Here is a 26,999-nt window from a genome sequence, read left to right as displayed (position 1 = left end):
GCTCCCGCCGGGCCCGGCGGGAGCCGTGGGCCTCGCCCGTCCTACTCCGCCGCCGTGGCCGGTCCGCCCTTCGCGGGCGGCGGGCTCTTGAAGCCGTCGAAGCCGCGCTTGACCCGGCCGCCCAGGTCGCCCGCGCCGCCCGCCAGGTCGGTGACCAGCTTCATCAGCGGGTCCTTGGAGTCCTTGACGTCGCTCGCGTAGCTCGCCGCGGACTCGCGGAAGGAGTCGCTGACCTTGGCGTCCTTGTCGTCGTCGCGGCGCGGGTAGTGGCCGTCCATGATCCGCTGGTAGTCCCGGGACCCGGCCCACTTCTTCAGCTCGGCCGCGCGCACGGTGGTGAACGGGTGCGAGCGCGGCAGCACGTTCAGGATCTTCAGCACGGAGTCGCGCAGGTCGCCCCCGGAGTCGTACTCCTCGGCCTGCTCCAGGAACGCGTCGACGTTCATCTCGTGCAGGTGGTTGCCGCCCGCGATCTTCATCAGGCCGCGCATCGAGGCCCGTACGTCCTGGCCCACCAGCAGCCCGGCCCGGTCGGCGGACAGCTCGGACTTGCGGAACCACTCCCGCAGCGCGGCGATGATCGTCATGACCGCGAGATTGCCCAGCGGGATCCAGGCGACCTTGATCGCCAGGTTCGTCAGGAACAGCAGGACGGTGCGGTACACGGAGTGCCCGGACAGCGCGTGCCCGACCTCGTGCCCGACGACCGCCCGCATCTCCTCCTCGTCCAGCAGCTCCACCAGACCCGTGGAGATCACGATGATCGGCTCGTCCAGGCCGATGCACATCGCGTTCGGCTGCGGGTCCTGCGTGACGTACATCGGCGGGACCTTCGGCAGGTCCAGGATGTAGCAGGCGTCCAGCAGCATGTCGTGCAGATGACCGAACTGCCGTTCGGAGACCCGCACCGAGTCGGACAGGAAGAGCAGCCGCAGGCTCCGCTCCGGGAGCAGCCCGCTGAGTGCCTTGAACACCTGGTCGAATCCGCTGAGTTTGCGCAGCGCCACCAGGGCGCTTCGGTCGGCCGGATGCTCGTACGCCCGCGAGGAGATCCCCGGGAAACGCGTCCGCTGCCTGCTGGGCACCCGCTCGTGCCCGTCCTGCCGATCGCCTTCGTGCATGTCATCCCCCAAGTGCGTTGAGTGCCGGTGAGCCCCCGAGGCGGGGCTCAGCCTAGGCGGAGATACCGTGGACGGGCAGACAGCCGAAGGAGTCCAGCCATGGAGTACCACCCCGCAGCCGCCCGGCTGACCGAGGCGGCGGCGAGCGCCGCCCAGCAGCAGGGGGGGAGCGGATACCTGCTCCGCGTCGTCCTGATCGTGATGATCCTGGGCTGCGCGCTGACCGCCTGGTTCCTGCTGCGCGGCTACAAGCAGAAGGACGACTGACACCCGGCCGGAGTTCCACGCCCCGCACCCCCGCTCCCCAACGGCGGAGTCGGCGTGATCGCCGAAGGGCCGCCCGCATACGATGAGCCGACGTCTTTATCCCGCCCACACGCGATAGGTCCTGTCGAAGATGATGCTCACCAGCGCCGCAGCCCCGCTGATCTCCCTCGCCGCCGAAGAGGGCGGCCACCACGACAGCCTGAACCCCGCCCTCACCGGCGGCGCCGCCCTCGCCATCCTGCTTCTGCTGCTGTGGATCACCACCCGCTTCAACCGCGACCGCTGAGCCCGGGGACCGGCCCCGGCCGGATGCCGAAGGCCGGGCCGGTAGGGTCTGCACGCATGGGAGAGCAGGACATGCCTACCGGCCCGGTGCACGAGACCGCCGCCGGCACGGCCGACCAGCCGCAGTACCGCCGGCACCGGCCGGGCCACGGCCCCGCCCGCCCCGGCAAGCGGCGCCTGGGTGTCATGGGCGGCACCTTCGACCCGATCCACCACGGGCACCTCGTGGCGGCCAGCGAGGTCGCCGCGCAGTTCCAGCTGGACGAGGTGGTGTTCGTGCCCACCGGCCAGCCGTGGCAGAAGTCCCACCGCCAGGTCTCCCCGGCCGAGGACCGCTACCTGATGACGGTCATCGCCACCGCCGAGAACCCGCAGTTCTCCGTGAGCCGCATCGACATCGACCGCGGCGGCCCCACCTACACCGTGGACACCCTGCGCGACCTGCGGGCCCTCAACCCGGACACCGACCTGTTCTTCATCACGGGTGCCGACGCCCTCGCCCAGCTGCTGACCTGGCGCGACAGCGAGGAGCTGTTCTCCCTCGCGCACTTCATCGGCGTCACCCGGCCCGGCCACCACCTCAGCGACCAGGGACTGCCCGAGGGCGGGGTCTCGTTGGTCGAGGTTCCGGCGCTCGCCATCTCGTCCACAGACTGCCGTGCGAGAGTCGCCAAGGGCGACCCCATCTGGTACATGGTGCCGGACGGAGTCGTGCGCTACATCGACAAGCGCGAGCTGTACCGCGGCGAGTGAGCCGAGAGGGGCACCGGTGAACGACCGATACGACGCGGGTGACGCCGGCTACGGAGCCGGACCGTACGAGATCGTCGGCTACGACGAGTACGGACAGCCCGTCTACCGCCAGGTTCCGGCGCAGCAGGCTCCGCGCGGGTCCTACGACCCCTATGCCCAGCCGCAGGACTACGGCTACGACCCCTACGCCACCGGCTCCCAGCAGCCGGCGCAGCCGTACGGGTCCTACGGCACCGGACAGCAGCCGCAGGCCCCGTCGTACCCCGCGAACGGCGGCTACGGCGGCTACGACCCCTACGGCAACCAGGCCGCGGGGCACGGGGGGGATCCCGGGTACGACCCCTACGGGCGGGCCGCGAGCAGCGGACAGCAGCCCCGGGTCGCCGAGCAGACGGCGCACATCCCCCAGCAGGCGGGACCGCCCGACGCCCGCCGACCCGACCCGTACGCGGAACTCGCGAGCGGGAACGCGCGGGACACGGACGACGCGGACGGCGAACCGGACTACCACACCGAGCAGTTCGCGTTCGTGGAGGAGCCGGACGGCGACTCCGAGGACGTCATCGACTGGCTGAAGTTCACCGAGAACCGGACCGAGCGCCGCGAGGAGGCCCGCCGCCGCGCCCGCGGCCGGCTCGTCGCCCTCGGCGTCGTCCTCGCCCTCGTCGCCGTCGTCGGCGTCGGCTACCTCTGGTACGCCGGGAAGCTGCCCTTCCTGTCCTCCTCCGCCTCCGGTGCCGGCGCGGCCACGCCGGTCGGCGCCCAGAAGCGCGACGTGATCGTCGTCCATCTGCACAACACCGGGAAGCGCGGCACCTCCACGGTGCTGCTGGTCGACAACACCACCACCAAGCGGGGCACCACCGTCCTGCTGCCCAACTCCCTCGCGCTGACCGACGACGACGGCTCCACCACGACCCTCGCCAAGTCCGTGGACGACGACGGCTCCTCGGGCACCCGCGACCAGCTGAACACCGTCCTCGGCACCGACATCCAGGGCACCTGGCGCCTGGACACCCCTTACCTCCAGAACCTCGTCGACCTCGTCGGCGACATCGACATCGACACCAACACGGACGTGCCCGACCCGTCCGCCAAGAAGAAGGGCACCGAACCGCTCGTCAGCAAGGGCGGCGACCAGACCCTCAGCGGCAGGATGGCCGTCGCCTACGCCACCTACCGGGCCCCCGGCGAGTCGGAGAACGCCCAGCTGGAGCGGTTCGGGCAGGTCATGCAGGGCGTCCTGCGCAAGATCTCCACCGACGCGTCGGACGCCACGGTCACCGTGCAGAGCCTCGCGCAGATCCTCGACCCCTCGCTCACCGACAAGGACCTCGGCGCCTTCCTGGCCAAGCTCGCCGATCTCGCCAAGGAGGGCGACTACGGAACCGCCCTGCTGCCGGTGCAGCCCGACGGCACGCTCAGCGCCCAGACCAGCGGCAGCGTGGTCAAGGACATTTTGGGCGGCGCCGCCAAGAGCCCCGACGCTGGCAGCGCGGTCAGGGTCTCGGTGCAGAACGCCACCGGGGTCAAGGACGACACCGAGCAGGCCCGCGTGGTGCTCCTCAACGGCGGCTTCACCTTCCTGGAGGGGGGCAGCGGGAGCGGCACCCAGCCGGCCTCGAAGGTCGTCTACCAGGACGCCTCGGACAGGCAGAACGCCACCGAGGTCGCCAAGACCCTCGGCCTGCCCGCGGGCTCGGTCACCAAGGGCTCGGTCTCCTCGGGCGCCGACGTCTCGGTGGTCCTGGGCCGGGACTACAGGCCGTCCGGTTCCTGACCGCTCCGGGGCGCCCCCGTGATGCCCTTAATCACGTGGGGTGCCCCCGGCCGTCCGTGAGACCCTTGAGGTTCAGTGACCGCCGACGGAAAGCCACGCAGTGACCGCCACCGATCGTTCCCTTGAGCTCATCAACACCGCCGCCCAGGCGGCTGCCGACAAGCTCGCCCATGACGTCATCGCCTACGACGTCAGCGACGTCCTGTCGATCACGGACGCCTTCCTGCTCGCTTCCGCGCCGAACGACCGCCAGGTCAAGGCCATCGTCGACGAGATCGAGGAGCGCCTCCAGAAGGAACTCGGCGCCAAGCCGGTGCGCCGCGAGGGCGACCGCGAGGCCCGCTGGGTCCTGCTCGACTACGTCGACATCGTGGTCCACGTCCAGCACAGCGAGGAGCGTGTCTTCTACGCCCTGGAGCGGCTCTGGAAGGACTGCCCCGAGATCGAGCTGCCCGCCGACGCCAAGGCCACCCGCGGCAAGGCCGAGGAGCACGCCAAGCTCCAGGCGGCCGAGGCCGACCGGGAACCGGGCGGGGAGTGGTGATGAGCCCCACCGGTGAGGTGAGTGACCGCAAGGACCGGGGCCGCCGCGTCATCCTGTGGCGGCACGGCCAGACCGCGTGGAACGTGGAGCGCCGCTTCCAGGGCAGCACGGACGTGCCGCTGACCGAGACCGGCGTGGGCCAGGCCCGCCGCGCCGCCCGGCTGCTGGCCTCCCTGCGCCCCGACGCGATCGTCTCCTCGGACCTCACCCGGGCCGCGGACACGGCCGCCGAGCTGGCCCTGCTCACCGGCCTCGACGTCACCCGCGAGGAGGGCCTGCGCGAGACCTACGCGGGCGTCTGGCAGGGGCTGACGCACGAGGAGATCATCGCCCGCCACGGTGATCAGTACGCCGCCTGGAAGCGCGGCGAGGCGGTCCGCCGCGGCGGCGGCGAACTGGAGACCGAGGTCGCCGACCGGGCCGCGCCCGTCGTGCTGCGGCACGTGGAGAAGCTGCCCGTGGACGGCACGCTGGTCGTCGTCAGCCACGGCGGCACCATCCGCACCACCATCGGCCGGCTGCTCGGCCTCCAGGCCCCGCACTGGGAGAGCCTCGGCGGCCTCTCCAACTGCTGCTGGTCGGTGCTCGGCGAGGGCGTGCGCGGCTGGCGCCTGCTGGAGCACAACGCGGGCACCCTCCCCGAGCCGGTCCTCGGCGACGACGACTGAGCCCGCCGGGGGCGCCCCGGACCCCGGATTTCACTTTCCGGCAGGTCACAGGCTAAAGTTCTTCTTGTTCGCCCCGCCGAGCGGGAAGAACAGGGCAAGGGGCTATAGCTCAGTTGGTAGAGCGCCTGCATGGCATGCAGGAGGTCAGGAGTTCAATTCTCCTTAGCTCCACAGGAGAAAGATCCCGTCCCCGTCAGGGGGCGGGATCTTCTGTTTGTGCTACTGAAGCGTCGCTGACCGTGTCGGCCCCCTCATGGCAGAATCGGACGGCCGGAAGGGGGCGCGGTCCGACGGGAGCTGATCGATGGGTGCACACAGGCGGAAGTGCGACTGGTGCGGCAGCGGTACGCCCATCGTCCGCGACATGGAGCCGGTCAACGCCGACTACCAGTACTGGTGCGAGGAGTGTGCGCGGGCGCTGATCATCAAAGGCGACCCCATCGAGACGTACCGGGAGCTGGAGGGCGAGCCGATCTACGGCCGCCTGCTCGAGGAGCACTGCACGCTCAAGAGGTTCTACTCCTTCGTCGCCGCCTGAACAGGCGGGGCCTGGACGCCGAGTCGATCATCATTGAATCGGACATTCAAGACTAAGTAGTCGTAACGGAAACCGATTTGGCGCTCCAGCCCAGGACCTGTAATGTTTACGACGTCGCCGGGGGAACCGGGCGAGTGAAACAGAGCAAGGGGCTATAGCTCAGTTGGTAGAGCGCCTGCATGGCATGCAGGAGGTCAGGAGTTCAATTCTCCTTAGCTCCACAGAAGTCGAGGGCGGATCATCCGGAAGGGTGGTCCGCCCTCGGTCTTTTCGTGCCCCGCGTCGCCGCCCGCTCGACGCCTGCGGTACCCTAGGCGCCATGCGTGCCGTACGCCTTCTGCTTAGCGGGCCGCGCTGATCAGTACCGACCCCGGTGGTACCCGTGAGGTCGACATCGGCGCGGCGTCCCCTCCTGCGTGAGGGGATTTTTTATTTCTGCAGGCAGAGACGATCGATGGAGCTTTGAGGATCATGAGCGAGACGAACCCCGCTGCCGCCGCGAATCCGGCGGAGGCCGCCCCGTACCGCTACACGGCCGCCATGGCCGCCGACATCGAGGCACGCTGGCAGGACTTCTGGGACGCCGACGGCACCTACGCGGCGGCCAACCCCGAGGGCGACCTGGCGGGCGACGCGGCCGCCAAGCCCAAGAAGTTCATCATGGACATGTTCCCGTACCCCTCCGGTGCGGGCCTGCACGTCGGCCACCCGCTGGGCTACATCGCCACCGACGTCTACGCCCGGTTCCAGCGCATGACCGGCCACAACGTCCTGCACACCCTGGGCTTCGACGCCTTCGGCCTGCCCGCCGAGCAGTACGCCGTGCAGACCGGCACGCACCCGCGCGTGTCCACCGAGGCCAACATGGAGAACATGAAGGCCCAGCTGCGCCGGCTGGGCCTGGGCCACGACAAGCGCCGGTCCTTCGCCACGATCGACCCGGACTACTACAAGTGGACCCAGTGGATCTTCCTGCAGATCTTCAACTCCTGGTACGACGACGAGGCCCGCAAGGCCCGGCCGATCGACGAGCTGATCGCCCAGTTCGAGGCCGGTGAGCGCGCGATCCCGGGCACCACGCGCGGCTGGAACGAGCTCAGCGCCGCCGAGCGCGCCGACGTCCTGGGCGAGTACCGCCTGGCCTACGCCTCCGACGCACCGGTCAACTGGTGCCCCGGCCTGGGCACCGTGCTGGCCAACGAGGAGGTCACCGCCGACGGCCGCTCCGAGCGCGGCAACTTCCCCGTCTTCAAGGCCAAGCTGCGCCAGTGGAACATGCGGATCACCGCCTACGCGGACCGCCTGCTGGAGGACCTGGAGGAGTTGGACTGGCCCGAGGCCATCAAGCTGCAGCAGCGCAACTGGATCGGCCGCAGCGAGGGCGCCCGCGTCGACTTCCCCGTGGACGGCGAGTACATCACGGTCTTCACCACCCGCCCGGACACCCTGTTCGGCGCCACCTACATGGTGCTGGCGCCCGAGCACCCCCTGGTCGACAAGTTCACCCCCGAGTCGTGGCCCGAGGGCACCCACGAGGTGTGGACCGGCGGCCACGCCACCCCCGCCGAGGCCGTCGCCGCCTACCGCGCGCAGGCAGCCGCCAAGTCCGACGTGGAGCGCCAGGCCGAGGCCAAGGACAAGACCGGCGTCTTCACCGGCGAGTTCGCCGTCAACCCGGTCAACGGCGAGAAGATCCCCGTCTTCATCGCCGACTACGTCCTGATGGGGTACGGCACCGGCGCGATCATGGCCGTGCCGGCGCACGACAGCCGCGACTTCGCCTTCGCGCGCGCCTTCGAGCTGCCCGTGCGCTGCGTGGTCGAGCCGACCGACGGCCGCGGCACCGACACCGCCGAGTGGGAGGACGCGTTCGCCTCGTACGACGCGAAGATCGTCAACTCGCACGGCGAGGGCGTCTCCCTGGACGGCCTGGGCGTCACCGAGGCCAAGGCGCGCATCACCGAGTGGCTGGAGCGCAAGGGCATCGGCCGGGGCACCGTCAACTTCCGCCTGCGCGACTGGCTGTTCAGCCGTCAGCGCTACTGGGGCGAGCCCTTCCCGATCGTCTACGACGAGGACGGCATCGCCCACCCGCTGCCCGAGTCGATGCTGCCGCTGGAGCTGCCCGAGGTCGAGGACTACAGCCCGCGCACCTTCGACCCGGACGACGCGAACACCCAGCCGGAGACCCCGCTGTCGCGCAACGACGAGTGGGTCCACGTCACCCTGGACCTGGGCGACGGGCCGAGGAAGTACCGCCGCGAGACCAACACCATGCCCAACTGGGCCGGTTCCTGCTGGTACGAGTTCCGCTACCTGGACCCGCACAACGACCGGAAGATGGTCGACCCGGAGATCGAGCGCTACTGGATGGGCCCGCGCGAGGGCCGGCCGCACGGCGGTGTCGACCTGTACGTGGGCGGCGCCGAGCACGCCGTGCTGCACCTGCTGTACGCCCGCTTCTGGTCCAAGGTGCTGTTCGACCTGGGTCACGTCTCCTCCGCGGAGCCGTTCCACAAGCTGTTCAACCAGGGCATGATCCAGGCCTACGTCTACCGCGACAGCCGGGGCATCGCCGTGCCGGCCGCCGAGGTGGAGGAGCGCGACGGCGCGTACTACTACCAGGGCGAGAAGGTCAGCCGCCTGCTGGGCAAGATGGGCAAGTCCCTGAAGAACGCGGTGACCCCGGACGAGATCGCCGCCGAGTACGGCGCCGACACCCTGCGCCTGTACGAGATGGCCATGGGCCCGCTGGACGTCTCCCGCCCCTGGGACACGCGCGCGGTGGTCGGCCAGTTCCGGCTGCTGCAGCGGCTGTGGCGCAACATCGTGGACGAGAACACCGGCGAGGTGACCGTGGTCGACGCCGTGCCCGACGAGGACACGCTGCGCGCCCTGCACAAGGCGATCGACGGAGTGCGCCAGGACCTGGAGGGCCTGCGGTTCAACACCGCCATCGCCAAGGTCACCGAGCTGAACAACCACCTGACCAAGGCCGGCGCCGCCCTGCCGCGTACGGTCGCCGAGCCGCTGGTCCTGATGGTCGCCCCGCTGGCCCCGCACGTCGCCGAGGAGCTGTGGCGCCGCCTGGGCCACACCGACTCGGTCGTCCACCGGGACTTCCCGGTCGCCGACCCGCGCTACGTGGTGGACGAGACCGTGACCTGCGTCGTCCAGATCAAGGGCAAGGTCAAGGCCCGCCTGGAGGTGCCGCCGGGCATCTCCGAGGAGGAGCTGGAGAAGGTGGCGCTGTCCGACGAGAAGGTCGTCGCGGCGCTGGACGGCGCGGGCATCCGCAAGGTCATCGTGCGCGCGCCGAAGCTGGTGAACATCGTTCCGGCGTAACGGCGGCGCCTCTCGGGGTACTCCCCTACGGGCAGGTTCGGGGTTTTTCTGGAACCCCGGGCCTGCCCGTTGCGTTTACCGTTGAGGAGTGCCGCGACGCGCGGCGCACCGGTCGAGGAGGAGCGTCGTGGAAGCAGTGATCATCATCATCGCCCTGCTCTTCCTGGCCTTCGTCGTCGCGGGCGTGTACGCCACCGTCAAGGTGGTGGGCGCCGCCAAGCGCGGCGTGGACCGCACCATCGTCCAGGCCAGGCGCACCGTCGAGGACCACACCCTGCGCGCCAGATCCTTCGCCCAGGTCGGCCCGGCCGCCGAGCTGGCCCAGCTGCGCCTCACCCTGCGCACCTCCATGCGCGCGACCCAGGACGCGTTGCAGGCGGGAGCGGCCGAGGACGAGTCGCTGAAGGAGTCCCTGGGCCTGTTCGAGCGCCTCAGCGCGCACGGACACGAGCTGGACGCCGACCTCAAGCGCCTGGAGGCCGAGCCTGACCGGGCCACGCTCGCCGCCCTGCTGCCCGAACTGCGCGCCCGCGCCGAGCGCATCACCAAGTCCGCGGACTCCCTGCGCTGGGCGGTCCGCGACCGCGCCCGCCGCTTCGCCGAGGACGATCTCGGCAGCCTCAGCGCGCAGATCGACATCGAGGCCGACGCCCTGCGCCACTGGACCCGCCCCGGGACCGCCGGGGAACCTGCCGCACAGCCGGCACCCCAGTCCCTCACCCCGCCCGCGCCGCGCCCCTCCTACCCCTGGCAGAAGAACCCCCGCCCCGAAAGCACCACATGACCGCCCCATGACGACCGAGGGCGGCGGGCTTGAGCGGACCGCCCCGGGGCACACGTCAGGGGCCGGGCTGCCGCGTGCGCGCCACGGCGGGTAACCTCCAGCTCATGTCCCGCCATGTCGCCATCGTCACCGATTCCACGGCCTACTTGCCGCACCGGACGATGGAGCGGCACGGCATCACCGCGGTGCCCCTGACCGTGGTGCTCGGCGACCGGGCGCTCGAAGAGGGCACCGAGATCTCCACCCGCGCCCTCGCCCAGGCCCTGCAGAAACGGCGCCCCGTCACCACCTCGCGCCCCAGTCCCCAGGTGTTCGCCGAGACCTACCGCGAGGTCGCCGAGTCCGGCGCGCGCGGCATCGTCTCCCTGCACCTGTCCGGCGAACTGTCCGGCACCTACGACGCGGCCGTCCTCGCGGCCCGGGAGGCACCGGTGCCCGTGCGGGTGGTGGACACCGGGATGGTCGCGATGGCCCTCGGCTTCTGCGCCCTGGCCGCGGCCGAGACGGCGGAGGCCGGCGGTACGGTGGACGAGGCCGTCACCGCCGCGGAGAAACGGGCCGCGGGTACCTCCGCGTACTTCTACGTCGACACCCTCGACTATCTGCGCCGCGGCGGCCGCATCGGCACCGCCCAGGCCCTGCTCGGCTCCGCGCTCGCGGTCAAGCCCCTGCTCCAGCTCGACGGCGGCCGCATCGAACTGCTGGAGAAGGTCCGCACGGCGTCGAAGGCGATCGCGCGCCTGGAGGAGATCGCGGCCGAGCGGGCGGGGGGCGCGGAGGTCGACATCGCCGTTCACCATCTCGCCGCGCCCGAGCGCGCCGCCGCGCTGGCCGATCGGCTGCGGGAGCGGGTGCCGGGGGTGGGGGAGCTGCACGTCAGCGAGGTGGGGGCGGTCATCGGGGCGCACACCGGGCCGGGGTTGTTGGGGGCGGTGGTCTCGCCGCGGTGACGCGGAGGGGCACCGTCACTCGCACGGGTGGCGAGGTTGTCCACAACGCGGCGGGTGTCCCCGGGAATTGACCAAGATCATCGCGAGACGGCGGGACGCTCCATCCTCGTCGCATGGCACTTCGATCACGTTCCCGCAGCGTCACCCCGACCAGCGGCCCCGGCCGTGGGCCCGCCTCCGACGTCCGCACGCGCCACCGCGCGACGGAGCACCGGCGGCTCCGGCACGCCGGGCCCGCGCCCGCGGAGGACCTACGGCGCCGGGCGGAACTCCTCTTCGGAGAACGCGCCGTGCAGCGGCGGGAGGCGGGGAAGGCGCCGCCGGACGTGAGCGCGCCCGAACCGGTGGACTGGCCGGAGCCCTCCGAGCCCTCCGAGCCCACCGGTCCCGTGCCGCCGGACTGGCGGGAGCGGGCCGGGACGGCGCTGCGGGAGCGGCTGCCCGTGTGGTTGCAGTCGCGGTGCGGGGTGGACCGACGCGGGACCGTGGCGCTCGCCGTACTGCTGGTGGTCGCCGCGCTGTTCGCGGTGCAGCACTTCTGGACGGGCCGGCCCCAGCCGGTGAGCGCGCCTCAGGTGGTGCGCGCACAGGCGACCTACGCGAAGGCGCCGTCCGCCGCGGCCGGGGGCGGCACGGCGACTCCGGGCGGGGAGATCGTCGTGGACGTCGCCGGAAAGGTCCGCGATCCGGGGCTCCGCCACCTCCCGGCAGGCTCCCGGGTGGCCGACGCGCTGCGGGCCGCGGGCGGTGTCCGGCCTGGTGCGGACACCGACGGTCTCAACCGCGCCCGCTTCCTGGTGGACGGCGAGCAGCTGGTCGTCGGCGAGCAGGTGGCCGCCGGCGCGCCCGCCGCCGGTCCGGCCGCCCCGTCCGGCCCGGCCGCGCCGGTCTCCCTCAACACGGCCACCGAGGACCAGCTCGACACGCTGCCGGGAGTCGGACCGGTGCTGGCCCGCCACATCATCGACTACCGCACCCGGCACGGCGGCTTCCGCTCGGTGGACGAGCTGCGCCAGGTCAACGGCATCGGCGACCGCCGCTTCACCGACCTCCGCGACGTGGTGCGGCCATGAGCGCCGCCCTTCTCCACGGCGGCGAGGCCGAGCCCCTGCCCGAGCCGGGCCCCCTGGACCTGCGCCTGGTGCCCCCCGCACTCGCGGCCTGGGCCACGGCGGCGCTGACCCTTGACGTTCCGGCCGGCCGGACCGTGGGGATCGCGGCCGTCGCCCTCCTCGGGGGGATCGCCCTGCTGGGCGCGAGCCGGGCGGCTCGGGCTCCGGACCCGCCGGCCGGTCGGCCGGTCCGGGCACGGGCCTCGCTCGCCGCGGTGCTCCTCTGCGTCGCCGCGTCGGCCACGTCGTCCGGGTTGCACGGCGCGGACGTACGGCGCGGACCGGTTCCCGAACTGGCCCGGCGCTCCGCCACCGTGACCGCCGACATCGAACTGACCGGCGATCCCTGGCTGAGCAGGCCCCGGGTGCGGGGCGACCACACGGCACCGGCGGCGGTGCTGGTCCGGGCTGAGGTACGGCGCGTCGAGGAGAGCGACGGGCGGAGCACGCGGACGCGGGCGCCGGTTCTGGTGGTGGTCGACGGTGGTGTGCCGGGGCCGACGGGGGGTGCCGGTCCGCCGCGGGAACCAGGGGGTACCGAGGGGTCGGACGGACGGCCGTCGGCCGGGGGGCCTCCCGACGGGTACGCCGGGGCGCCGGACGGATCGGCAGCGCGGGCTGGGGGTCCCCGGGCACGGGCCGGGCAAGCCGGCTGGCTTCGGCTTCTGCCGTCCACCCGGTTGCGGCTGGGCGGGAGGCTGGCGCCCGCCCTGGTGGGCGGTGACCGGACGGCGGCCGTGCTCCGGGTGCGGGGGCGGCCGGGGGCGAGGATCGTGGCGGGGCCGAGCGGGGCGCAGCGGTTGGCGGGGCGGCTCAGGGACGGGCTGCGGGAGGCGACCGGCGGACTGCCCGGTGACGCGCGGGCGTTGCTGCCCGGACTGGTCGTCGGGGACACCTCGCGGATCACACCCGAGCTGGACGATGCCTTCCGCGCGACCGACCTGGCCCACACCCTCGCGGTCTCCGGCAGCAATCTCACCGTGCTGCTCGCCCTCCTCGTCGGCCCGCCCGGCCTGGCCCGGCTGGCCGAACGCCGGGGCCTGGCCCCGCGCCTGGGCCTCTCCCTGAGGACGACCGCCCTGCTCGCGGGAGCGCTCACGGTGGGCTTCGTGATCGTGTGCCGGCCCGACCCGAGCGTGCTGCGGGCCGCCGCCTGCGGAGCGATCGCGCTGCTCGCCCTGGCCACCGGGCGCCGTCGATCCCTCGTCCCGGCCCTGGCCGCGGCCGTACTGCTGCTGGTGCTGTACGACCCGTGGCTCGCCCGGAGTTACGGTTTCTTGCTCTCGGTGCTGGCCACCGGCGCCCTGCTGGTGCTGGCCCCGGGCTGGAGCGAGTCCCTGCGCCGGCGCCGGGTTCCGCCGAGGCTGGCCGAGGCGCTGGGGGCGGCCGCAGCGGCGCAGGCCGTGTGCGCTCCGGTCGTGGCGGTGCTGTCGGCCCGGGTGAGCCTGGTGGCCGTGCCCTGCAATCTGCTGGCGGAGGCGGCGGTGGCACCCGCGACGGTGCTGGGTTTCGCCGCGCTGGCCACCGCCCCGGTGGCGATGCCGTCGGCCAAGGCGCTGGCCTGGTGCGCCGGTTGGCCGACCGGATGGATCGCCTGGGTCGCCCGGACCGGGGCCGCGCTGCCCGGCGCGGGAGTGGACTGGCCGGGCGGGTGGCCCGGGGCGCTGCTGCTCGCGGCGGTCACGGTGGCCGTCGTCCTGGCCGGGCGGCGACTGGTGCGGCACCCGTGGTGGTGCGGGCTGTTCGGGGCGCTGCTCCTGCTGGCGGTGGTGCGTCCCGCGCCGTTGACCCGGGTGGTGACGGGGTGGCCGCCGCCGGGGTGGCGGTTCGCGATGTGCGACGTCGGCCAGGGCGACGCGACCGTGCTGGCGGCGGGTGCCGGAGCCGGAGTGGTCGTGGACGCCGGGCCCGACCCGGCACCGGTGGACCGCTGTCTGCGGCGACTGGGCATCACCCGCGTCCCCCTCCTCGTACTGACCCACTTCCACGCCGACCATGTGGCGGGGCTGACCGGTGTGCTGCGGGGGCGCGAGGTGGCCGCGATCGAGACGACGGGGTTCGAAGAACCCCGGGAGGAGGCGGAGTTCGTCGGAAGGGAGGCGGCCGCACGGCACATCCCGGTCATCCGGGCCGTCGCGGGAGAGGAACGGCGCACCGGCCCGGTGTCCTGGCGGGTGCTGTGGCCGCCGCCGGCCCCGGCGTACGCGGGGCCGCTTCCTGGGGTTACCGGACCTCCCGCCCGTCCCGGCTCGCCCCCCGCCCGTCCCGGCTCGCCCCCCGCGGGTCCCGGCTCGCCCCCCGCGGGTGCCGGTCCACCCGCCACCCCCGTCCCGCCCCCGACCGGACCGGTCCCCGCTCCGGACTTCGACGGCCCGAACGACGCCAGTGTGACGCTGCTGGTCCGCACGGGCGGGCTGCGGTTGCTGTTGCTCGGCGACCTCGAACCCCCGGAGCAGCAGGCGCTGTCGAGGTCCACGGAGGCGGCCGGGCTGGCCGGTGTGGACGTGCTGAAGGTGGCTCATCACGGATCCGCCTACCAGGACCCGGAGTTGATACGGCTCGTGGCGCCCCGGGTGGCGCTGATCTCCTGCGGCACGGGGAACCCGTACGGGCACCCGGCCCCCTCGACGGTGGCCGCGTTGCGGGCCGGTGGCGCGGTGGTGCTGCGGACCGACCGGGACGGGGCGCTCGCGGTGGGCGGCCACGCGGGGTCCGCCGGCCCGGACAGGGGGCTGGAGGTGACGCGCGACAGAACCTGAAGGCTATTTGTAGAAGACGGCCACGCCGCCGTGGTGCGAGCAAGCGCCCTGGTGGTGGGCGGCGTACGAGTAGGTGCCGTCGTTGCACAGCGCGGTGGCGCCGTTCCCCGCGCCGCCGGAACCTCCCGAGGAACCGGAGCCCCCGCTCCCCGACGATCCGCCCGACGTCCCGCCCGAAGAGCCTCCGTCGCTCCCCGGACCGGTGGTCGGCGCGTGGGCGGTGACGGTCACCTCGACCTTCACCGTCTTCGTCGCCGTCACCGTGGGCGCGGGCTCGGGCGCCGCCGTCCGGGTGGCGGTGGCGGTTGCCGTGACCGTGGCGGTCGGTTGCACCTTGGCGGCCGTCGGCCTGGCATCGGTTCCGTTGTCCTGGCCGCCGGCGCCGATCCCGATGCCGAGGAAGAAGGCGAGTCCGATCGTGGGCAGCACGTACCGCTTGCGCGCCCACCTCGGAGCCGTTCGTGCGGGCGGCTGCGGCGGCATCGGCGGCATGGCGTACGGGTAGCTCATGTGTCCCCCCAAGGTGCGTCGGAGGTAAGACCGTAACTTCGGATGTGATGTTCATGTGAAGTTTTCGTGCCGAAGGTGCCAGTTCGTGATGCGGTGAGGGCGGACGCCGCCCGCCGCGGGGTGCTCCGGCCGCGGGGCGGTCGATCCGGCCGACCGGCCGACCGGAAGCGGGAGTTCACGGCCGGCGGCGCCATGGGGCGCGGGCCTGGCCGATGGGGCGGACCCGTACGGGACGTTCCCGGCGACGGCGTCGCCGGCCCCGCGGAGGGGTCCACTCCTTCGCGGGGTGGTGGGGATCGGCGGACGGACAGAGCGGTGGTGCTCGGGCACCCCGGGCTCCGCGACGGCGTCGAGGGCGAGACGCGGGTCGCCCGCCGGGCCGGCCGCCGGGCCGCCACCGAGGCGAGGAGTCGACCTGGCGGATCGGGTCCGCGGGCGTCCCGGAGAATGGCGGCGTGAGTGATGTGAGACATGTGCTGGTGCTGCCCGACCGGGATGCGGCGGAGGAGGCGGCCGAGGCGCTCGGGGAGCGGTTCGCCCTCGACGAGGAACCCCGGCTGCTGCGGGACGCGCTGGCCGGCGAGGACGACGCCGAGGACGCCCAGTGGCTGGTCGTCCTGGCCGACGAGGAGGGGCTGCTGGACCCCCGGGAGCTGGACGCGTTCGCGCGGGAGTGGGACGGGTGGCGCGAGGAGCCGTGACCCTCGGGGCGCCGGTCCCCGGGGGCCGGGGCGTTGTCGGTGGGGCGTGGGATGCTTGGGGCGATGGCCAGGAAGACTGCGAATGACGACGTTCTCGCCCCGGTGACGCTTGCCGTGGGCCAGGAGGACCTGCTGCTGGACCGTGCGGTGCGGGAGGTCGTGGCGGCGGCGCGCGCCGCCGACGCCGACACGGACGTGCGGGACCTGACCCCGGACCAGTTGCAGCCGGGCACGCTCGCCGAGCTGACCAGTCCGTCGCTGTTCGCCGAGCGCAAGGTCGTCGTCGTACGCGATGCGCAGGATCTGTCGGCCGACACCGTCAAGGACGTGAAGGCGTACCTCGGCGCGCCCGCCGAGGAGATCACGCTGGTGCTGCTGCACGCGGGCGGCGCCAAGGGCAAGGGGCTGCTGGACGCCGCGCGCAAGGCGGGGGCGCGGGAGGTGGCCTGTCCGAAGATGACCAGGCCGGCGGACCGGCTGGCCTTCGTGCGCGGGGAGTTCCGCACGGCGGGCCGGTCGGCGACGCCCGAGGCGTGCCAGGCGTTGTGCGACGCGATCGGCAGCGATCTGCGGGAGCTGGCGTCCGCGGTGACGCAGCTGGTCGCGGATGTCGAGGGCACGATCGACGAGGCCGTCGTCGGGCGGTACTACACCGGGCGGGCCGAGGCATCCAGCTTCACGGTCGCGGACCGGGCGGTGGAGGGGCGTACGGCGGAGGCGCTGGAGGCGCTGCGGTGGTCGCTGGCGACGGGAGTGGCGCCGGTGATGATCACGAGCGCGCTGGCGCAGGGGGTGCGGGCGATCGGCAAGCTGTCGTCCGCGCGGGGCGGCCGGCCGGCCGATCTGGCGCGTGAGCTGGGGATGCCGCCGTGGAAGATCGATCGGGTGCGGCAGCAGATGCGGGGCTGGACGCCGGACGGTGTCTCGGTGGCGATGCGGGCGATCGCGGAGGCGGACGCGGGAGTGAAGGGCGGGGGGGACGATCCCGAGTACGCGCTGGAGAAGGCGGTCGTGGTCATCGCCCGTGCCGCGCGCTCGCGGGGCCGGGGGTAGGAAACCGCCGGCTGGAAGGCGGCCCGCAGGACGCGCCCTCCGTGCGAGGTGGCCCCGGCTCCGTCCCGGCACGCCGAAGGCCCCGATGCCCGCCCTGGGGAAGGGAGAGGCGTCGGGGCCTTCGGTTCAAGCTGCCGGACTCGCACCCGCGTGGCGAACGCAGGCCGCGTGCGAATCCTGGGATGCCGGTCGGGAGCGGATGAGAGAGGGCCCGCTCTGGGTCTTTCCGGCGGTCAGATCAAAGGGGAAGTTCAGCCCTTGATGGACGCGACCTTGGAAGCGAGCGCCGACTTCTTGTTGGCGGCCTGGTTCTTGTGGATGACGCCCTTGGAGACGGCCTTGTCGAGCGCACGCGCGGCAGCGCGCTGCAGCTCGGTGGCCTTCTCGGTGTCACCCGCGGCAGCGGCCTCACGGGCCTTGCGGATCGCGGTCTTCAGGGAGGACTTGACGGCCTTGTTGCGCAGCCGGGCCTTCTCGTTGGTCTTGATCCGCTTGATCTGGGACTTGATGTTCGCCACGAAGGAGCCTTTTCAGGTTCAGGTGCGGGGCCGTGAAGGTCCCGTACCGGTGATCCAAAATTTCTCTGATCGCGCCTCGTGCAGAGAGGGCATGAGGCACAGCCATCTACAGTACCAGTGGCCCTGCGACCGGCCCAAAACGCCCCCCGGTCCCTTCGCGTGGGACCATGGAGTCTACGTATCGATCCGACCCGAGGCATAAGGCGCCTCAAGAGACAGGACCCTGCGTGCCCGCGACCCCTAACCACGTGCCCGAGCCGAGCCGTACCGACCCGGCGCTGATCCGCAATTTCTGCATCATCGCGCACATCGACCACGGCAAGTCCACGCTCGCCGACCGGATGCTCCAGCTGACCGGCGTGGTCGAGCAGCGGCAGATGCGCGCTCAGTACCTCGACCGGATGGACATCGAGCGCGAGCGCGGCATCACGATCAAGTCCCAGGCGGTGCGTCTGCCCTGGGCCCCCACCGAGGGCCCCGACCAGGGCACGACCCACATCCTCAACATGATCGACACCCCGGGGCACGTCGACTTCACCTACGAGGTCTCGCGGTCGCTGGCCGCCTGCGAGGGGACCATCCTCCTCGTCGACGCCGCCCAGGGCATCGAGGCGCAGACCCTCGCCAACCTCTACCTGGCGATGGAGAACGACCTCACGATCATCCCCGTGCTCAACAAGATCGACCTGCCGGCCGCCCAGCCGGAGAAGTTCGCCGAGGAGCTGGCGAACCTGGTCGGCTGCGAGCCGGACGACGTGCTCAAGGTCTCCGCGAAGACGGGTCTCGGCGTCGACGCGCTGCTCGACAAGGTCGTCAAGGAGATCCCGGCCCCGGTCGGCGTCGCCGACGCTCCCGCCCGCGCGATGATCTTCGACTCGGTGTACGACTCCTACCGCGGTGTCGTGACGTACGTCCGTGTCATCGACGGCCAGCTCAACAAGCGCGAGCGCATCAGGATGATGTCGACGGGCGCGACCCACGAGCTGCTGGAGATCGGCGTCAGCTCGCCCGAGATGCTCCCGGCCGACGGCCTGGGCGTGGGCGAGGTGGGCTATCTGATCACCGGTGTGAAGGACGTCCGCCAGTCCAAGGTCGGTGACACCGTCACCAGCCAGAACAAGGGCGCGACCGAGGCGCTCGGCGGCTACAAGGACCCGAAGCCGATGGTGTTCTCGGGTCTGTACCCGCTGGACGGCTCCGACTACCCCGAGCTGCGCGAGGCCCTGGACAAGCTCCAGCTCAACGACGCCGCGCTGGTCTACGAGCCGGAGACCTCCGCCGCCCTCGGCTTCGGCTTCCGCGTCGGCTTCCTCGGCCTGCTGCACCTGGACGTGATCCGCGAGCGTCTGGAGCGCGAGTTCGGCCTCGACCTGATCGCCACCGCCCCGAACGTGGTCTACCGCGTGCTCATGGAGGACGGCAGCGAGCACACGGTGACCAACCCGAGCGAGTTCCCCGAGGGGAAGATCGACGAGGTCTACGAGCCGGTCGTGCGGGCCACGATCCTCGCGCCCACCGAGTTCATCGGCGCGATCATGGAGCTGTGCCAGACCCGGCGCGGCACCCTGCTCGGCATGGACTACCTCTCCGAGGACCGGGTCGAGATCCGCTACACGCTGCCGCTCGCGGAGATCGTCTTCGACTTCTTCGACCAGCTGAAGTCCAAGACCCGCGGCTACGCCTCGCTGGACTACGAGCCCACCGGTGAGCAGGCCAGCTCCCTGGTCAAGGTCGACATCCTGCTGCACGGCGACAAGGTGGACGCCTTCTCGGCGATCACCCACAAGGACCAGGCGTACGCGTACGGCGTGCGGCTCGTCGCCAAGCTCAAGGAGCTGATCCCGCGGCAGAGCTTCGAGGTGCCGGTCCAGGCCGCCATCGGCTCCCGGGTCATCGCCCGCGAGACCATCCGCGCCATCCGCAAGGACGTCCTCGCCAAGTGCTACGGCGGCGACATCTCCCGCAAGCGCAAGCTGCTGGAGAAGCAGAAGGAAGGCAAGAAGCGGATGAAGATGGTGGGTTCGGTGGAGGTTCCGCAGGAGGCGTTCATCGCCGTCCTCTCCAGCGATGACAGCGCGGGATCGGCCAAGGGCAAGAAGTAACCGGAGGCAACGGCCAGGCGCGTCCGCAAACCGGACACCAGGGGGCCCGTCGTGCGAAAGCGCGGCGGGCCCCCGCGCGTGCGCGGCGTCGCCCGGCGCTGACTCCGCGTGGAAAGAGACAGGGTGAAGCCCCTTACGCAGCGGGCGGTCGCGCCTTACTCTGATGCCTGCTCGATAGTTACTCGCGAGTTAAACAACAGCGCTGACCCACCGTGAGTTAACCCAGCCGCACCGAGTACCAACCGCGCCGTCGCGGGCCCCGGAGGATGTCGTGAGCGACACACAGACCCAGATCGAGAACCGTCCGCCGTCCGTCGCGGCCCTCTTCCTTGAGCGCGTCGCGGCCACACCGGACGCCGAGGCCTACCGCTACCCGGTGCCCCCCGCCTCCGGCGAGGGCCCGGACGACTGGAAGACGCTGAGCTGGGCCCAGTCGGCCGAGCGGGTGCACGCGATCGCGGCCGGACTCACCGAGCTGGGCATCGAGCCCGAGCAGCGGGTGGCGCTCGCCTCGTCCACCCGCGTGGAGTGGATCCTCGCCGACCTCGGCATCATGTGCGCCGGCGGCGCCACCACCACGATCTACCCGCAGACCAACGCCGACGAGTCCGCGTTCATCCTCGCCGACTCCGGCAGCCGGGTGCTGATCGCCGAGAACGCGGCCCAGGTCGCCAAGGCGGTCGAGAAGCGCGCCGAGCTGCCCGAGCTCGTCAAGGTCGTCGTCATCGACCCGGCCGGCGCGGCGGACGACGACTGGGTGATCACCCTCGCCGAGCTGGAGAAGCGCGGCGCCGCCTATCTGGAGCAGCACCCGCAGCTGATCAAGGAGCGGGTCGGCGCGATCACCAAGGACCAGCTCGCCACCCTCATCTACACCTCCGGCACCACCGGCCGCCCCAAGGGCGTACGCCTGCCGCACGACAACTGGTCCTACATGGCGAAGGCCATCACCGCGACCGGGCTGCTCGGTCCGGACGACGTGCAGTACCTGTGGCTGCCGCTCGCGCACGTCTTCGGCAAGGTGCTCACCTCCGGCCAGATCGAGACCGGGCACGTCACCGCCGTGGACGGCCGCGTGGACAAGATCATCGAGAACCTCCCGGTGGTGCGGCCGACGTACATGGCCGCCGTGCCGCGCATCTTCGAGAAGGTCTACAACGGCGTCGCGGCCAAGGCCCGCGAGGGCGGCGCGGCCAAGTACAAGATCTTCCAGTGGGCGGCCGAGGTCGCCCGCGAGTACGCCAGGACCGAGCAGGACAACTTCCGGCACACCGGCAACCGCGCCGTGCCCTTCGGTCTCGCCGCCAGGCACAAGGTCGCCGACACCCTCGTCTACGCCAAGATCCGCGAGGCGTTCGGCGGCAGGCTGCGCGCCTGCGTCTCCGGCTCCGCCGCGCTCGCGCCCGAGATCGGCTACTTCTTCGCCGGCGTCGGCATCCACATCCTGGAGGGCTACGGCCTCACCGAGTCCTCCGCGGCGTCCTTCGTGAACCCCGGGGAGGCGTACCGCACCGGCACGGTCGGCAAGCCGCTGCCCGGCACGGAGGTGCGCATCGCCGAGGACGGCGAGATCCTGCTGCGCGGCCCCGGCATCATGCAGGGCTACCACAAGCTGCCCGAGAAGACCGCCGAGGTGCTGGAGTCCGACGGCTGGTTCCACACCGGCGACATCGGAGAACTCTCGCCCGACGGGTACCTGCGGATCACCGACCGCAAGAAGGACCTCATCAAGACGTCCGGCGGCAAGTACGTCGCGCCGGCCGAGGTCGAGGGCCAGTTCAAGGCGGTCTGCCCGTACGTCTCCAACATCCTCGTGCACGGCGCCGACCGGAACTACTGCACCGCGCTCATCGCCCTGGACGAACTCGCGCTCGCGGAGTGGGCGAAGGAGAACGGCCTCGGCGGCAAGGCGTACGCCGAGATCGTGGCGGCGCCGCAGACGGTGGAGATGGTCGACGGGTACGTCCAGCAGCTCAACGCCGGGCTCCAGCGCTGGCAGACGATCAAGAAGTTCCGGTTGCTGCCGCGGGATCTGGACGTGGAGCACGGGGAGATCACGCCGAGCCTGAAGCTGAAGCGGCCGGTGGTGGAGCGCGAGTACAAGGGGCTGATCGACGAGATGTACGAGGGGGCTCGGGAGAAGTAGGAGGTCCCCGTGCCGCTTTCGGGCCGCCGGAGTCCGAATGGTTGCCCCTTGTGACGCAGTCCTAGCACGGTTCTCGGCCAGGCGTGGCCACTTCGGTGACTTCACGCTTATGCGCGACCCCTGTCTGTCACCCTGGCCGCATGGACATGGCGGCCATACCCACGCAGCGGGAGACGGTGGGCCGGGCGCGCGGCCAGGCCGCGCTGCCCGGCAGTCCGCTCGCGCCGGGCTCCGCGCGGGACCTGGTGCGGGCAGCGCTGGCCGAGGCGCCCGTGGCGCCCCGGCTCGTCGACGACGCCATGGCGGTCGTCAGTGAGCTGGTCACCAACGCCGTGGTGCACGCGGGCACCGAGATATCGCTCGACTGGTGCCTGGAGGACGACGGCGCGTTCGTGATCGAGGTCGGGGACCGGCACCCGGCCCGCCCGCCGCGGGACGCGACCGCGGACGAGCCGTCGTACGACACCCTGGAGTACGGCCGCGGCCTGCGCCTGGTCGGGGCGCTCGCCGAGTCCTGGGGGGTCACCTACCGCTCCGGCGCCAAGTCGGTGTGGGCCAGGCTGCCCCCGGGCGGCAGTGAGCCGTCGGCCGGCCCCGGCGCGCAGGACGCGCTGGAGGTCGCCGAGGACCTGGCCCCGCAGTCGCAGCGCGCGGCCAGCGACCGGGACTGGCTCGGCCGGGGCGCGCTGTCCTTCCTCGCCGAGGCGTCCGACCTGCTCGCGGGCCAGCTGGACGAGAGCCTGGTCACGGCCCTCACCGGGCAGCTGATCGTGCCCCGGCTCGCCGACTGGTGCGCGGTGTGGCTGGAGGACGAGGCATCCGCGCGCGGTGGGTCGTACGACGGTCCCGCCCGGGTCTGGCACGCCAGCGAGAACCGCATCGAGGAACTGCGTCTCGCCCTGGAGAAGGAGCCGCCGCGGGCCGGGGACGCGGTGGGCTTCGGGCCCGAGCCGTACCCCTGGCCCGGCGACGCGCTCGGTTCGCGGGGCGCGGACGGTACCGCGCTGGCGTACCGGCTGGTCGCGGGCGGGCGGCCGCTCGGCACGCTGGTCATCGGGCGGTGCGGGCTGGAACGCTTCCCCGACGAGATCACCGGCCTGGTGGAGGATCTGGCCCGCCGGGTGGCGCTCGCCATCGGCGCGGCCCGGCAGTACGCCCGCCAGGCCACCATCAGCGCCGTGCTCCAGCGCGGTCTGCTGCCGGACGCGGTCGCGGAGATCCCCGGGATGAGCAGCGCGCTGGTCTACGAGCCGTGCGACAGGAGTGGCGGCCCCAGCGGCGACTTCTACGACCTGTTCCCGGCGGGCGACGGCCGCTGGTGCTTCGCGATCGGCGACGTGCAGGGCAAGGGCCCGGAGGCGGCGGTCGTGATCGGGCTGGCGCGCCCCTGGCTGCGGCTCCTCGCCCGCGAGGGGTACCGGGTCGCCGACGTCCTCGACCGGCTCAACCAGCTCCTCCTGGACGACGCCACGGAGGCCGCCGACGCCGCGGCGCGTGCCCTGGTCGCCGCGGACGGCCGAGGGGAGGGCCCGCAGACGCGCTTCCTTTCCCTCCTCTACGGCGAGCTGACCCCGTACGACGGCGGGGTCCGCTGCACCCTCGCCTCCGCGGGACACCCGCTGCCGCTCGTCCTCGGCCCCGACGGCACGGTGCGCACCGCGGCCCGTCCGCAGACGCTGCTCGGGGTGGTCGAGGACGAGACCTACACCAGCGAGACCCTCGACCTCGGGCCCGGCGACAGCCTGCTGTGCGTCACCGACGGCGTGACCGAACGCCGCTGCGGCTCCCGCCAGTTCGACGACGCCGACGGCCTCGCCGCCGCCCTCGCCTCCTGCGCCGGCCTCACCGCCGACGAGATCGCCGAAAGGATCCGCCACCTGGTCCACACCTTCGGCGAGGCCCCTCCGGAGGACGACCTGGCCCTGCTGGTGCTCCAGGCGGGGTGAGGAGACGGGGCCGGCGTCGCCGAACGAGCGAGGGCCTCGGTCTCGTCGCCGGTCCGGTGTGCCCGGGTTCTCGGTGCGGGGTGCCGGGCGGGGGCTGCCGCGGTACGTCGGCCCGCCCGCCTTCGGCGGCGACGGGGGCGGCCTCGGCGCGGTCGTCCCGGCACTCGGCGGACCGGCGGCGGGCGGCGACCTCGTGCCCGGACGGGCCGGGCGACGACAGAACGGCAACCCGCAGATCCCGCTGCCCGCCTTCGGCGGCGACCGGGGCCCGGCGGCGCGGGCGGCCTCGGTGACCGGCGGTCGGGGACTGTCTCCGCCCCCGCGCCGGTGGCCGACGACGGGCGGCCCCAGCCCCGGTGTCACGCGGCCGGGGGCGGCTCGTGCGTGGGGCGGGGCGGGCGGCGGGGGCGGTCCCGTGCCGGGGGTGGGGCGGGCGGCGGGGGCGGTCCGGTGCTGGGGGTGGGTGCCGGGGCCGGGCGTGGTGGGCGGTGGTCCGGGCCGGTGTGCGCGCCGGGCGGTCCGTGATGGCCTTCGTGCGGCGGTCGCGGACGGCCTTCGCTCCCGGGGGCCCCTTGCGTGGTGGTTGCCCGTGCCCGGCGGCGCGGAACGGGGTTGGCGCTCCGGCCGCTCCGGCCGCTCCGGCCGCTCCGGCCGCTCCGGCCGCCGCGCCGCTTCCGTCGCTCCGGCCGCTTCCGCCAGTCCCGCCGGTCCCGCCTGCTCCGGCCGCTCCGGCCGCTTTCGCCGCTCCGGCCACTTGCGCCGCTTTCGCCGCTCCGGCCACTTGCGCCGGTAGAGGTTCACTCCGCCACTCCGGCCACTTACGCCGCCCGCCACTCCCGCCACGCCCGCCACTCCCGCCACTCCGGCCACTTGCGCCGCTCCGGCCGCTCTAGGTCTTCCGTCACTCCTGCCACTTGCGCCGCTCGTGCCGCTCGCGCCGCTCCCGCCACTCCCGTCGCCCCCCGCCCCCGCCGCGCTCCGCGACCAGGGCTCTCCTCCCGTGCTGGACAATGGGCGTATGCCTTCCGCACTCCCCGACGGTGAGCCCGTGCCCGAGGACGGTGCGCTGCCCGCGCACGCGTTCGACGGGGCGGGGGAGCGTCCGCTCGGTTTCTATCTGCACGTTCCGTACTGCGCGACCCGCTGCGGGTACTGCGACTTCAACACGTACACCGCGACCGAGCTGCGCGGCACGGGCGGGGTACTGGCCTCGCGCGACAACTACGCGAGGACGCTCGTCGACGAGGTGCGGCTCGCCCGCAAGGTGCTCGGTGCCGACCCGCGTCCGGTGCGCACGGTCTTCGTCGGCGGCGGTACGCCCACGCTGCTGGCCGCCGGGGACCTCGTACGGATGCTGGCGGCGATCCGGGACGAGTTCGGGCTCGCGCCGGACGCCGAGGTCACCACGGAGGCGAACCCGGAGTCGGTCGACCCGGCCTACCTCGCGGCGCTCCGGGAGGGCGGCTTCAACCGGATCTCCTTCGGGATGCAGAGCGCCCGGCAGCACGTGCTGAAGATCCTCGACCGCACCCACACCCCAGGCCGGCCCGAGGCATGCGTGGCGGAGGCCCGCGCGGCGGGCTTCGACCACGTGAACCTCGACCTGATCTACGGCACCCCGGGCGAGAGCGACGACGACTGGCGGGCCTCCCTGGACGCCGCGATCGGCGCGGGCCCCGACCACGTCAGCGCCTACGCGCTCATCGTGGAGGAGGGCACGCAGCTCGCGCGCCGGATCCGCCGGGGCGAGGTCCCGATGACCGACGACGACGTCCACGCCGACCGCTACCTGATCGCCGAGGAGACCCTCCGCGCCGCGGGCTTCTCCTGGTACGAGGTCTCCAACTGGGCCACCTCCGAGGCCGGCCGCTGCCTGCACAACGAGCTGTACTGGCGCGGCGCCGACTGGTGGGGCGCGGGCCCCGGCGCCCACTCCCACGTGGGCGGCGTGCGCTGGTGGAACGTGAAGCACCCCGGCGCCTACGCCTCCGCCCTCGCCTCCGGCCGCTCGCCGGGCGCCGGCCGCGAGGTGCTGTCCGCCGAGGACCGCCGCGTCGAACGCGTCCTGCTGGAGCTGCGCCTGCGCGAGGGCGTCCCGCTGTCCCTCCTGAAGGAGCAGGGCCTCGCGGCCTCCCGCCGCGCGCTGTCCGACGGCCTCCTGGACGCCGGCCCGTACGACGGGGGCCGTGCCGTCCTCACCCTGCGGGGGCGGCTGCTCGCGGACGCGGTCGTCCGGGACCTGGTGGACTGATCACGCGCCCGTGACGAAATCGATCAGCTCCTCCACCCGCCCCAGCAGCTCGGGCTCCAGGTCCTTGTAGGAGTTCACCCGCTTCAGGATCGCCTGCCACACCGCGCCGGTGTTGTCCGAGGGCCAGCCCAGGGCGCGGCACACGCCCGTCTTCCAGTCCTGGCCGCGGGGCACCCGAGGCCACCGCGCGATGCCCAGGGAGGCGGGTTTCACCGCTTCCCACACGTCGATGTAGGGGTGGCCGACCACCAGGGCGTGCTCGCTGGTCACGGACTGCGCGATGCGCCACTCCTTCGTGCCCGGGACGAGGTGGTCCACGAGGACGCCGAGGCGGGCGTCCGGGCCGGGGGAGAAGTCGGCGACGATCGAGGGGAGATCGTCCACACCCTCCAGGTACTCCACGACCACGCCCTCGACGCGCAGGTCGTCGCCCCACACCTTCTCGACCAGCTCGGCGTCGTGCCGGCCCTCGACGTAGATGCGGCCGGCCCGCGCCACCCGGGCGCGGGCCCCGGGGACGGCGACCGAGCCGGAGGCGGTGCGGGTGGGCCGCTCCGGTCCGCAGGCGGGTCGTACGAGCGTGACCACCCGGCCCTCCAGCAGGAAACCGCGCGGCTCCAGCGGGAACACGCGGTGTCTGCCGAAGCGGTCCTCCAGGGTCACCGTGCCCGCCTCGCAGCGGATCACCGCCCCGCAGAACCCGGTGCCGGGCTCCTCCACGACGAGCCCCGGCTCGGCGGGCACCTCCGGCACCGGCCGTGGCTTCTTCCAGCCAGGAGTCAGGTCGGGGGAGTACAGGCGAGGGCGCGGGCCCGAAGGACCCTCGGCGGAAGGGCGGTGGCGGGAGACGGGTGGGCGCATTCGGA

At 72.7% G+C, this 26,999-nt stretch carries 22 protein-coding genes and 2 tRNA genes; 20 read left to right on the top strand and 4 right to left on the bottom strand.

The features are described from left to right. Positions 1–41: 41 nt before the first annotated feature. Positions 42–1,121, bottom strand: a complete 1,080-nt coding sequence (locus QSK45_RS08005) for a M48 family metallopeptidase (protein WP_285554605.1) — start codon at positions 1,119–1,121, stop codon at positions 42–44. A gap of 99 nt (positions 1,122–1,220) precedes the next feature. Between QSK45_RS08005 and QSK45_RS08000 the strand changes: the two genes are divergently transcribed. From QSK45_RS08000 to QSK45_RS07935, 14 genes are all read left to right on the top strand, one after another. Then, the gene (locus QSK45_RS08000; protein ID WP_285554604.1) at positions 1,221–1,388 is read left to right on the top strand and encodes a hypothetical protein; all 168 of its coding nucleotides are present in this window, start codon (positions 1,221–1,223) and stop codon (positions 1,386–1,388) included. 130 nt (positions 1,389–1,518) lie between these two features. Then, on the top strand, positions 1,519–1,674 hold the full coding sequence (locus tag QSK45_RS07995; RefSeq protein WP_285554603.1) for a hypothetical protein: 156 nt from the start codon (positions 1,519–1,521) through the stop codon (positions 1,672–1,674). A gap of 56 nt (positions 1,675–1,730) precedes the next feature. Then, entirely contained in the window at positions 1,731–2,426 is a 696-nt protein-coding gene (gene nadD / locus QSK45_RS07990; RefSeq protein ID WP_285554602.1) for a nicotinate-nucleotide adenylyltransferase, read from the top strand. Positions 2,427–2,442: 16 nt separating this feature from the next. Next, entirely contained in the window at positions 2,443–4,206 is a 1,764-nt protein-coding gene (locus QSK45_RS07985; protein ID WP_285554601.1) for an LCP family protein, read from the top strand. A gap of 100 nt (positions 4,207–4,306) precedes the next feature. Further along, entirely contained in the window at positions 4,307–4,750 is a 444-nt protein-coding gene (rsfS, locus tag QSK45_RS07980; RefSeq protein WP_285554597.1) for a ribosome silencing factor, read from the top strand. After that, entirely contained in the window at positions 4,750–5,418 is a 669-nt protein-coding gene (locus QSK45_RS07975) for a histidine phosphatase family protein (protein WP_285554596.1), read from the top strand. The genes rsfS and QSK45_RS07975 overlap by 1 nt, the downstream gene beginning before the upstream one ends. 98 nt (positions 5,419–5,516) lie before the next feature. Further along, a tRNA-Ala gene (locus QSK45_RS07970) sits at positions 5,517–5,589 on the top strand. Positions 5,590–5,722: 133 nt separating this feature from the next. Further along, a complete protein-coding gene (locus QSK45_RS07965) occupies positions 5,723–5,956 on the top strand; it encodes a hypothetical protein (protein ID WP_037655034.1) in 234 nt (77 codons plus the stop codon). A gap of 148 nt (positions 5,957–6,104) precedes the next feature. Next, a tRNA-Ala gene (locus QSK45_RS07960) sits at positions 6,105–6,177 on the top strand. A gap of 250 nt (positions 6,178–6,427) precedes the next feature. Next, entirely contained in the window at positions 6,428–9,301 is a 2,874-nt protein-coding gene (gene leuS, locus QSK45_RS07955) for a leucine--tRNA ligase (RefSeq protein WP_285554584.1), read from the top strand. 127 nt (positions 9,302–9,428) lie between these two features. Further along, the gene (locus QSK45_RS07950) at positions 9,429–10,085 is read left to right on the top strand and encodes a hypothetical protein (protein WP_285554582.1); all 657 of its coding nucleotides are present in this window, start codon (positions 9,429–9,431) and stop codon (positions 10,083–10,085) included. 104 nt (positions 10,086–10,189) lie between these two features. Further along, complete coding sequence (locus QSK45_RS07945; protein ID WP_285554580.1) at positions 10,190–11,035, top strand: DegV family protein; 846 nt, start codon at positions 10,190–10,192, stop codon at positions 11,033–11,035. Positions 11,036–11,148: 113 nt separating this feature from the next. Next, a complete protein-coding gene (locus QSK45_RS07940; protein ID WP_285554579.1) occupies positions 11,149–12,108 on the top strand; it encodes a ComEA family DNA-binding protein in 960 nt (319 codons plus the stop codon). Continuing rightward, a complete protein-coding gene (locus tag QSK45_RS07935; protein ID WP_285554577.1) occupies positions 12,105–14,906 on the top strand; it encodes a ComEC/Rec2 family competence protein in 2,802 nt (933 codons plus the stop codon). Before QSK45_RS07940 ends, QSK45_RS07935 begins: the two co-directional genes overlap by 4 nt. A 3-nt stretch (positions 14,907–14,909) precedes the next feature. Here the strand turns inward: QSK45_RS07935 and QSK45_RS07930 are convergent, their stop codons facing one another. After that, positions 14,910–15,416 carry a DUF3761 domain-containing protein gene (locus tag QSK45_RS07930; protein WP_285554576.1) on the bottom strand — a complete coding sequence of 169 codons (507 nt, stop codon included), beginning with the start codon at positions 15,414–15,416 and terminating at the stop codon, positions 14,910–14,912. A gap of 455 nt (positions 15,417–15,871) precedes the next feature. On the opposite strand from QSK45_RS07930, the gene QSK45_RS07925 reads away from it, so the two are divergent. Beyond that, on the top strand, positions 15,872–16,117 hold the full coding sequence (locus QSK45_RS07925) for a hypothetical protein (protein ID WP_285554575.1): 246 nt from the start codon (positions 15,872–15,874) through the stop codon (positions 16,115–16,117). A 63-nt stretch (positions 16,118–16,180) separates the two neighbouring features. Next, complete coding sequence (holA, locus tag QSK45_RS07920; RefSeq protein ID WP_285554572.1) at positions 16,181–17,170, top strand: DNA polymerase III subunit delta; 990 nt, start codon at positions 16,181–16,183, stop codon at positions 17,168–17,170. A 251-nt stretch (positions 17,171–17,421) separates the two neighbouring features. On the opposite strand, the gene rpsT is transcribed toward holA, so the two are convergent. Further along, the gene (gene rpsT / locus QSK45_RS07915) at positions 17,422–17,688 is read right to left on the bottom strand and encodes a 30S ribosomal protein S20 (protein WP_189813295.1); all 267 of its coding nucleotides are present in this window, start codon (positions 17,686–17,688) and stop codon (positions 17,422–17,424) included. A gap of 227 nt (positions 17,689–17,915) precedes the next feature. Between rpsT and lepA the strand changes: the two genes are divergently transcribed. The 4 genes from lepA (at position 17,916) to hemW (ending at position 26,133) form a co-directional block, all read left to right on the top strand. Then, positions 17,916–19,790: a translation elongation factor 4 gene (gene lepA / locus QSK45_RS07910; protein ID WP_285554567.1), complete on the top strand. Its 1,875-nt coding sequence runs from the start codon at positions 17,916–17,918 to the stop codon at positions 19,788–19,790. Positions 19,791–20,061: 271 nt separating this feature from the next. Then, positions 20,062–21,936, top strand: coding sequence for an AMP-dependent synthetase/ligase (locus tag QSK45_RS07905; RefSeq protein ID WP_285554565.1), 1,875 nt, complete (start codon positions 20,062–20,064; stop codon positions 21,934–21,936). 146 nt (positions 21,937–22,082) lie between these two features. After that, positions 22,083–23,882 carry a SpoIIE family protein phosphatase gene (locus tag QSK45_RS07900; protein ID WP_285554673.1) on the top strand — a complete coding sequence of 600 codons (1,800 nt, stop codon included), beginning with the start codon at positions 22,083–22,085 and terminating at the stop codon, positions 23,880–23,882. 1,018 nt (positions 23,883–24,900) lie between these two features. After that, on the top strand, positions 24,901–26,133 hold the full coding sequence (hemW, locus tag QSK45_RS07895) for a radical SAM family heme chaperone HemW (RefSeq protein ID WP_285554563.1): 1,233 nt from the start codon (positions 24,901–24,903) through the stop codon (positions 26,131–26,133). On the opposite strand, the gene QSK45_RS07890 is transcribed toward hemW, so the two are convergent. Continuing rightward, the gene (locus QSK45_RS07890) at positions 26,134–26,994 is read right to left on the bottom strand and encodes a DUF3097 domain-containing protein (protein WP_490993513.1); all 861 of its coding nucleotides are present in this window, start codon (positions 26,992–26,994) and stop codon (positions 26,134–26,136) included. Between the last annotated feature and the right edge of the window lie 5 nt (positions 26,995–26,999).

The organism is Streptomyces hygroscopicus subsp. hygroscopicus (assembly GCF_030269125.1).
Taxonomy (GTDB): domain Bacteria; phylum Actinomycetota; class Actinomycetes; order Streptomycetales; family Streptomycetaceae; genus Streptomyces; species Streptomyces hygroscopicus_C.
Note: the sequence above shows the minus strand (reverse complement) of the source record. Positions and strands in the feature narration are given on the sequence as shown.

Coding starts and splice junctions, on each gene's coding strand:
- QSK45_RS08005 (WP_285554605.1), bottom strand. CDS start 1,121: ATGCACGAAGGCGATCGGCAGGACGGGCACGAGCGGGTGCCCAGCAGG.
- QSK45_RS08000 (WP_285554604.1), top strand. CDS start 1,221: ATGGAGTACCACCCCGCAGCCGCCCGGCTGACCGAGGCGGCGGCGAGC.
- QSK45_RS07940 (WP_285554579.1), top strand. CDS start 11,149: ATGGCACTTCGATCACGTTCCCGCAGCGTCACCCCGACCAGCGGCCCC.
- QSK45_RS07995 (WP_285554603.1), top strand. CDS start 1,519: ATGATGCTCACCAGCGCCGCAGCCCCGCTGATCTCCCTCGCCGCCGAA.
- QSK45_RS07935 (WP_285554577.1), top strand. CDS start 12,105: ATGAGCGCCGCCCTTCTCCACGGCGGCGAGGCCGAGCCCCTGCCCGAG.
- nadD (WP_285554602.1), top strand. CDS start 1,731: ATGGGAGAGCAGGACATGCCTACCGGCCCGGTGCACGAGACCGCCGCC.
- QSK45_RS07930 (WP_285554576.1), bottom strand. CDS start 15,416: ATGAGCTACCCGTACGCCATGCCGCCGATGCCGCCGCAGCCGCCCGCA.
- QSK45_RS07900 (WP_285554673.1), top strand. CDS start 22,083: ATGGCGGCCATACCCACGCAGCGGGAGACGGTGGGCCGGGCGCGCGGC.
- QSK45_RS07945 (WP_285554580.1), top strand. CDS start 10,190: ATGTCCCGCCATGTCGCCATCGTCACCGATTCCACGGCCTACTTGCCG.
- QSK45_RS07965 (WP_037655034.1), top strand. CDS start 5,723: ATGGGTGCACACAGGCGGAAGTGCGACTGGTGCGGCAGCGGTACGCCC.
- QSK45_RS07890 (WP_490993513.1), bottom strand. CDS start 26,994: ATGCGCCCACCCGTCTCCCGCCACCGCCCTTCCGCCGAGGGTCCTTCG.
- leuS (WP_285554584.1), top strand. CDS start 6,428: ATGAGCGAGACGAACCCCGCTGCCGCCGCGAATCCGGCGGAGGCCGCC.
- hemW (WP_285554563.1), top strand. CDS start 24,901: ATGCCTTCCGCACTCCCCGACGGTGAGCCCGTGCCCGAGGACGGTGCG.
- holA (WP_285554572.1), top strand. CDS start 16,181: ATGGCCAGGAAGACTGCGAATGACGACGTTCTCGCCCCGGTGACGCTT.
- QSK45_RS07975 (WP_285554596.1), top strand. CDS start 4,750: ATGAGCCCCACCGGTGAGGTGAGTGACCGCAAGGACCGGGGCCGCCGC.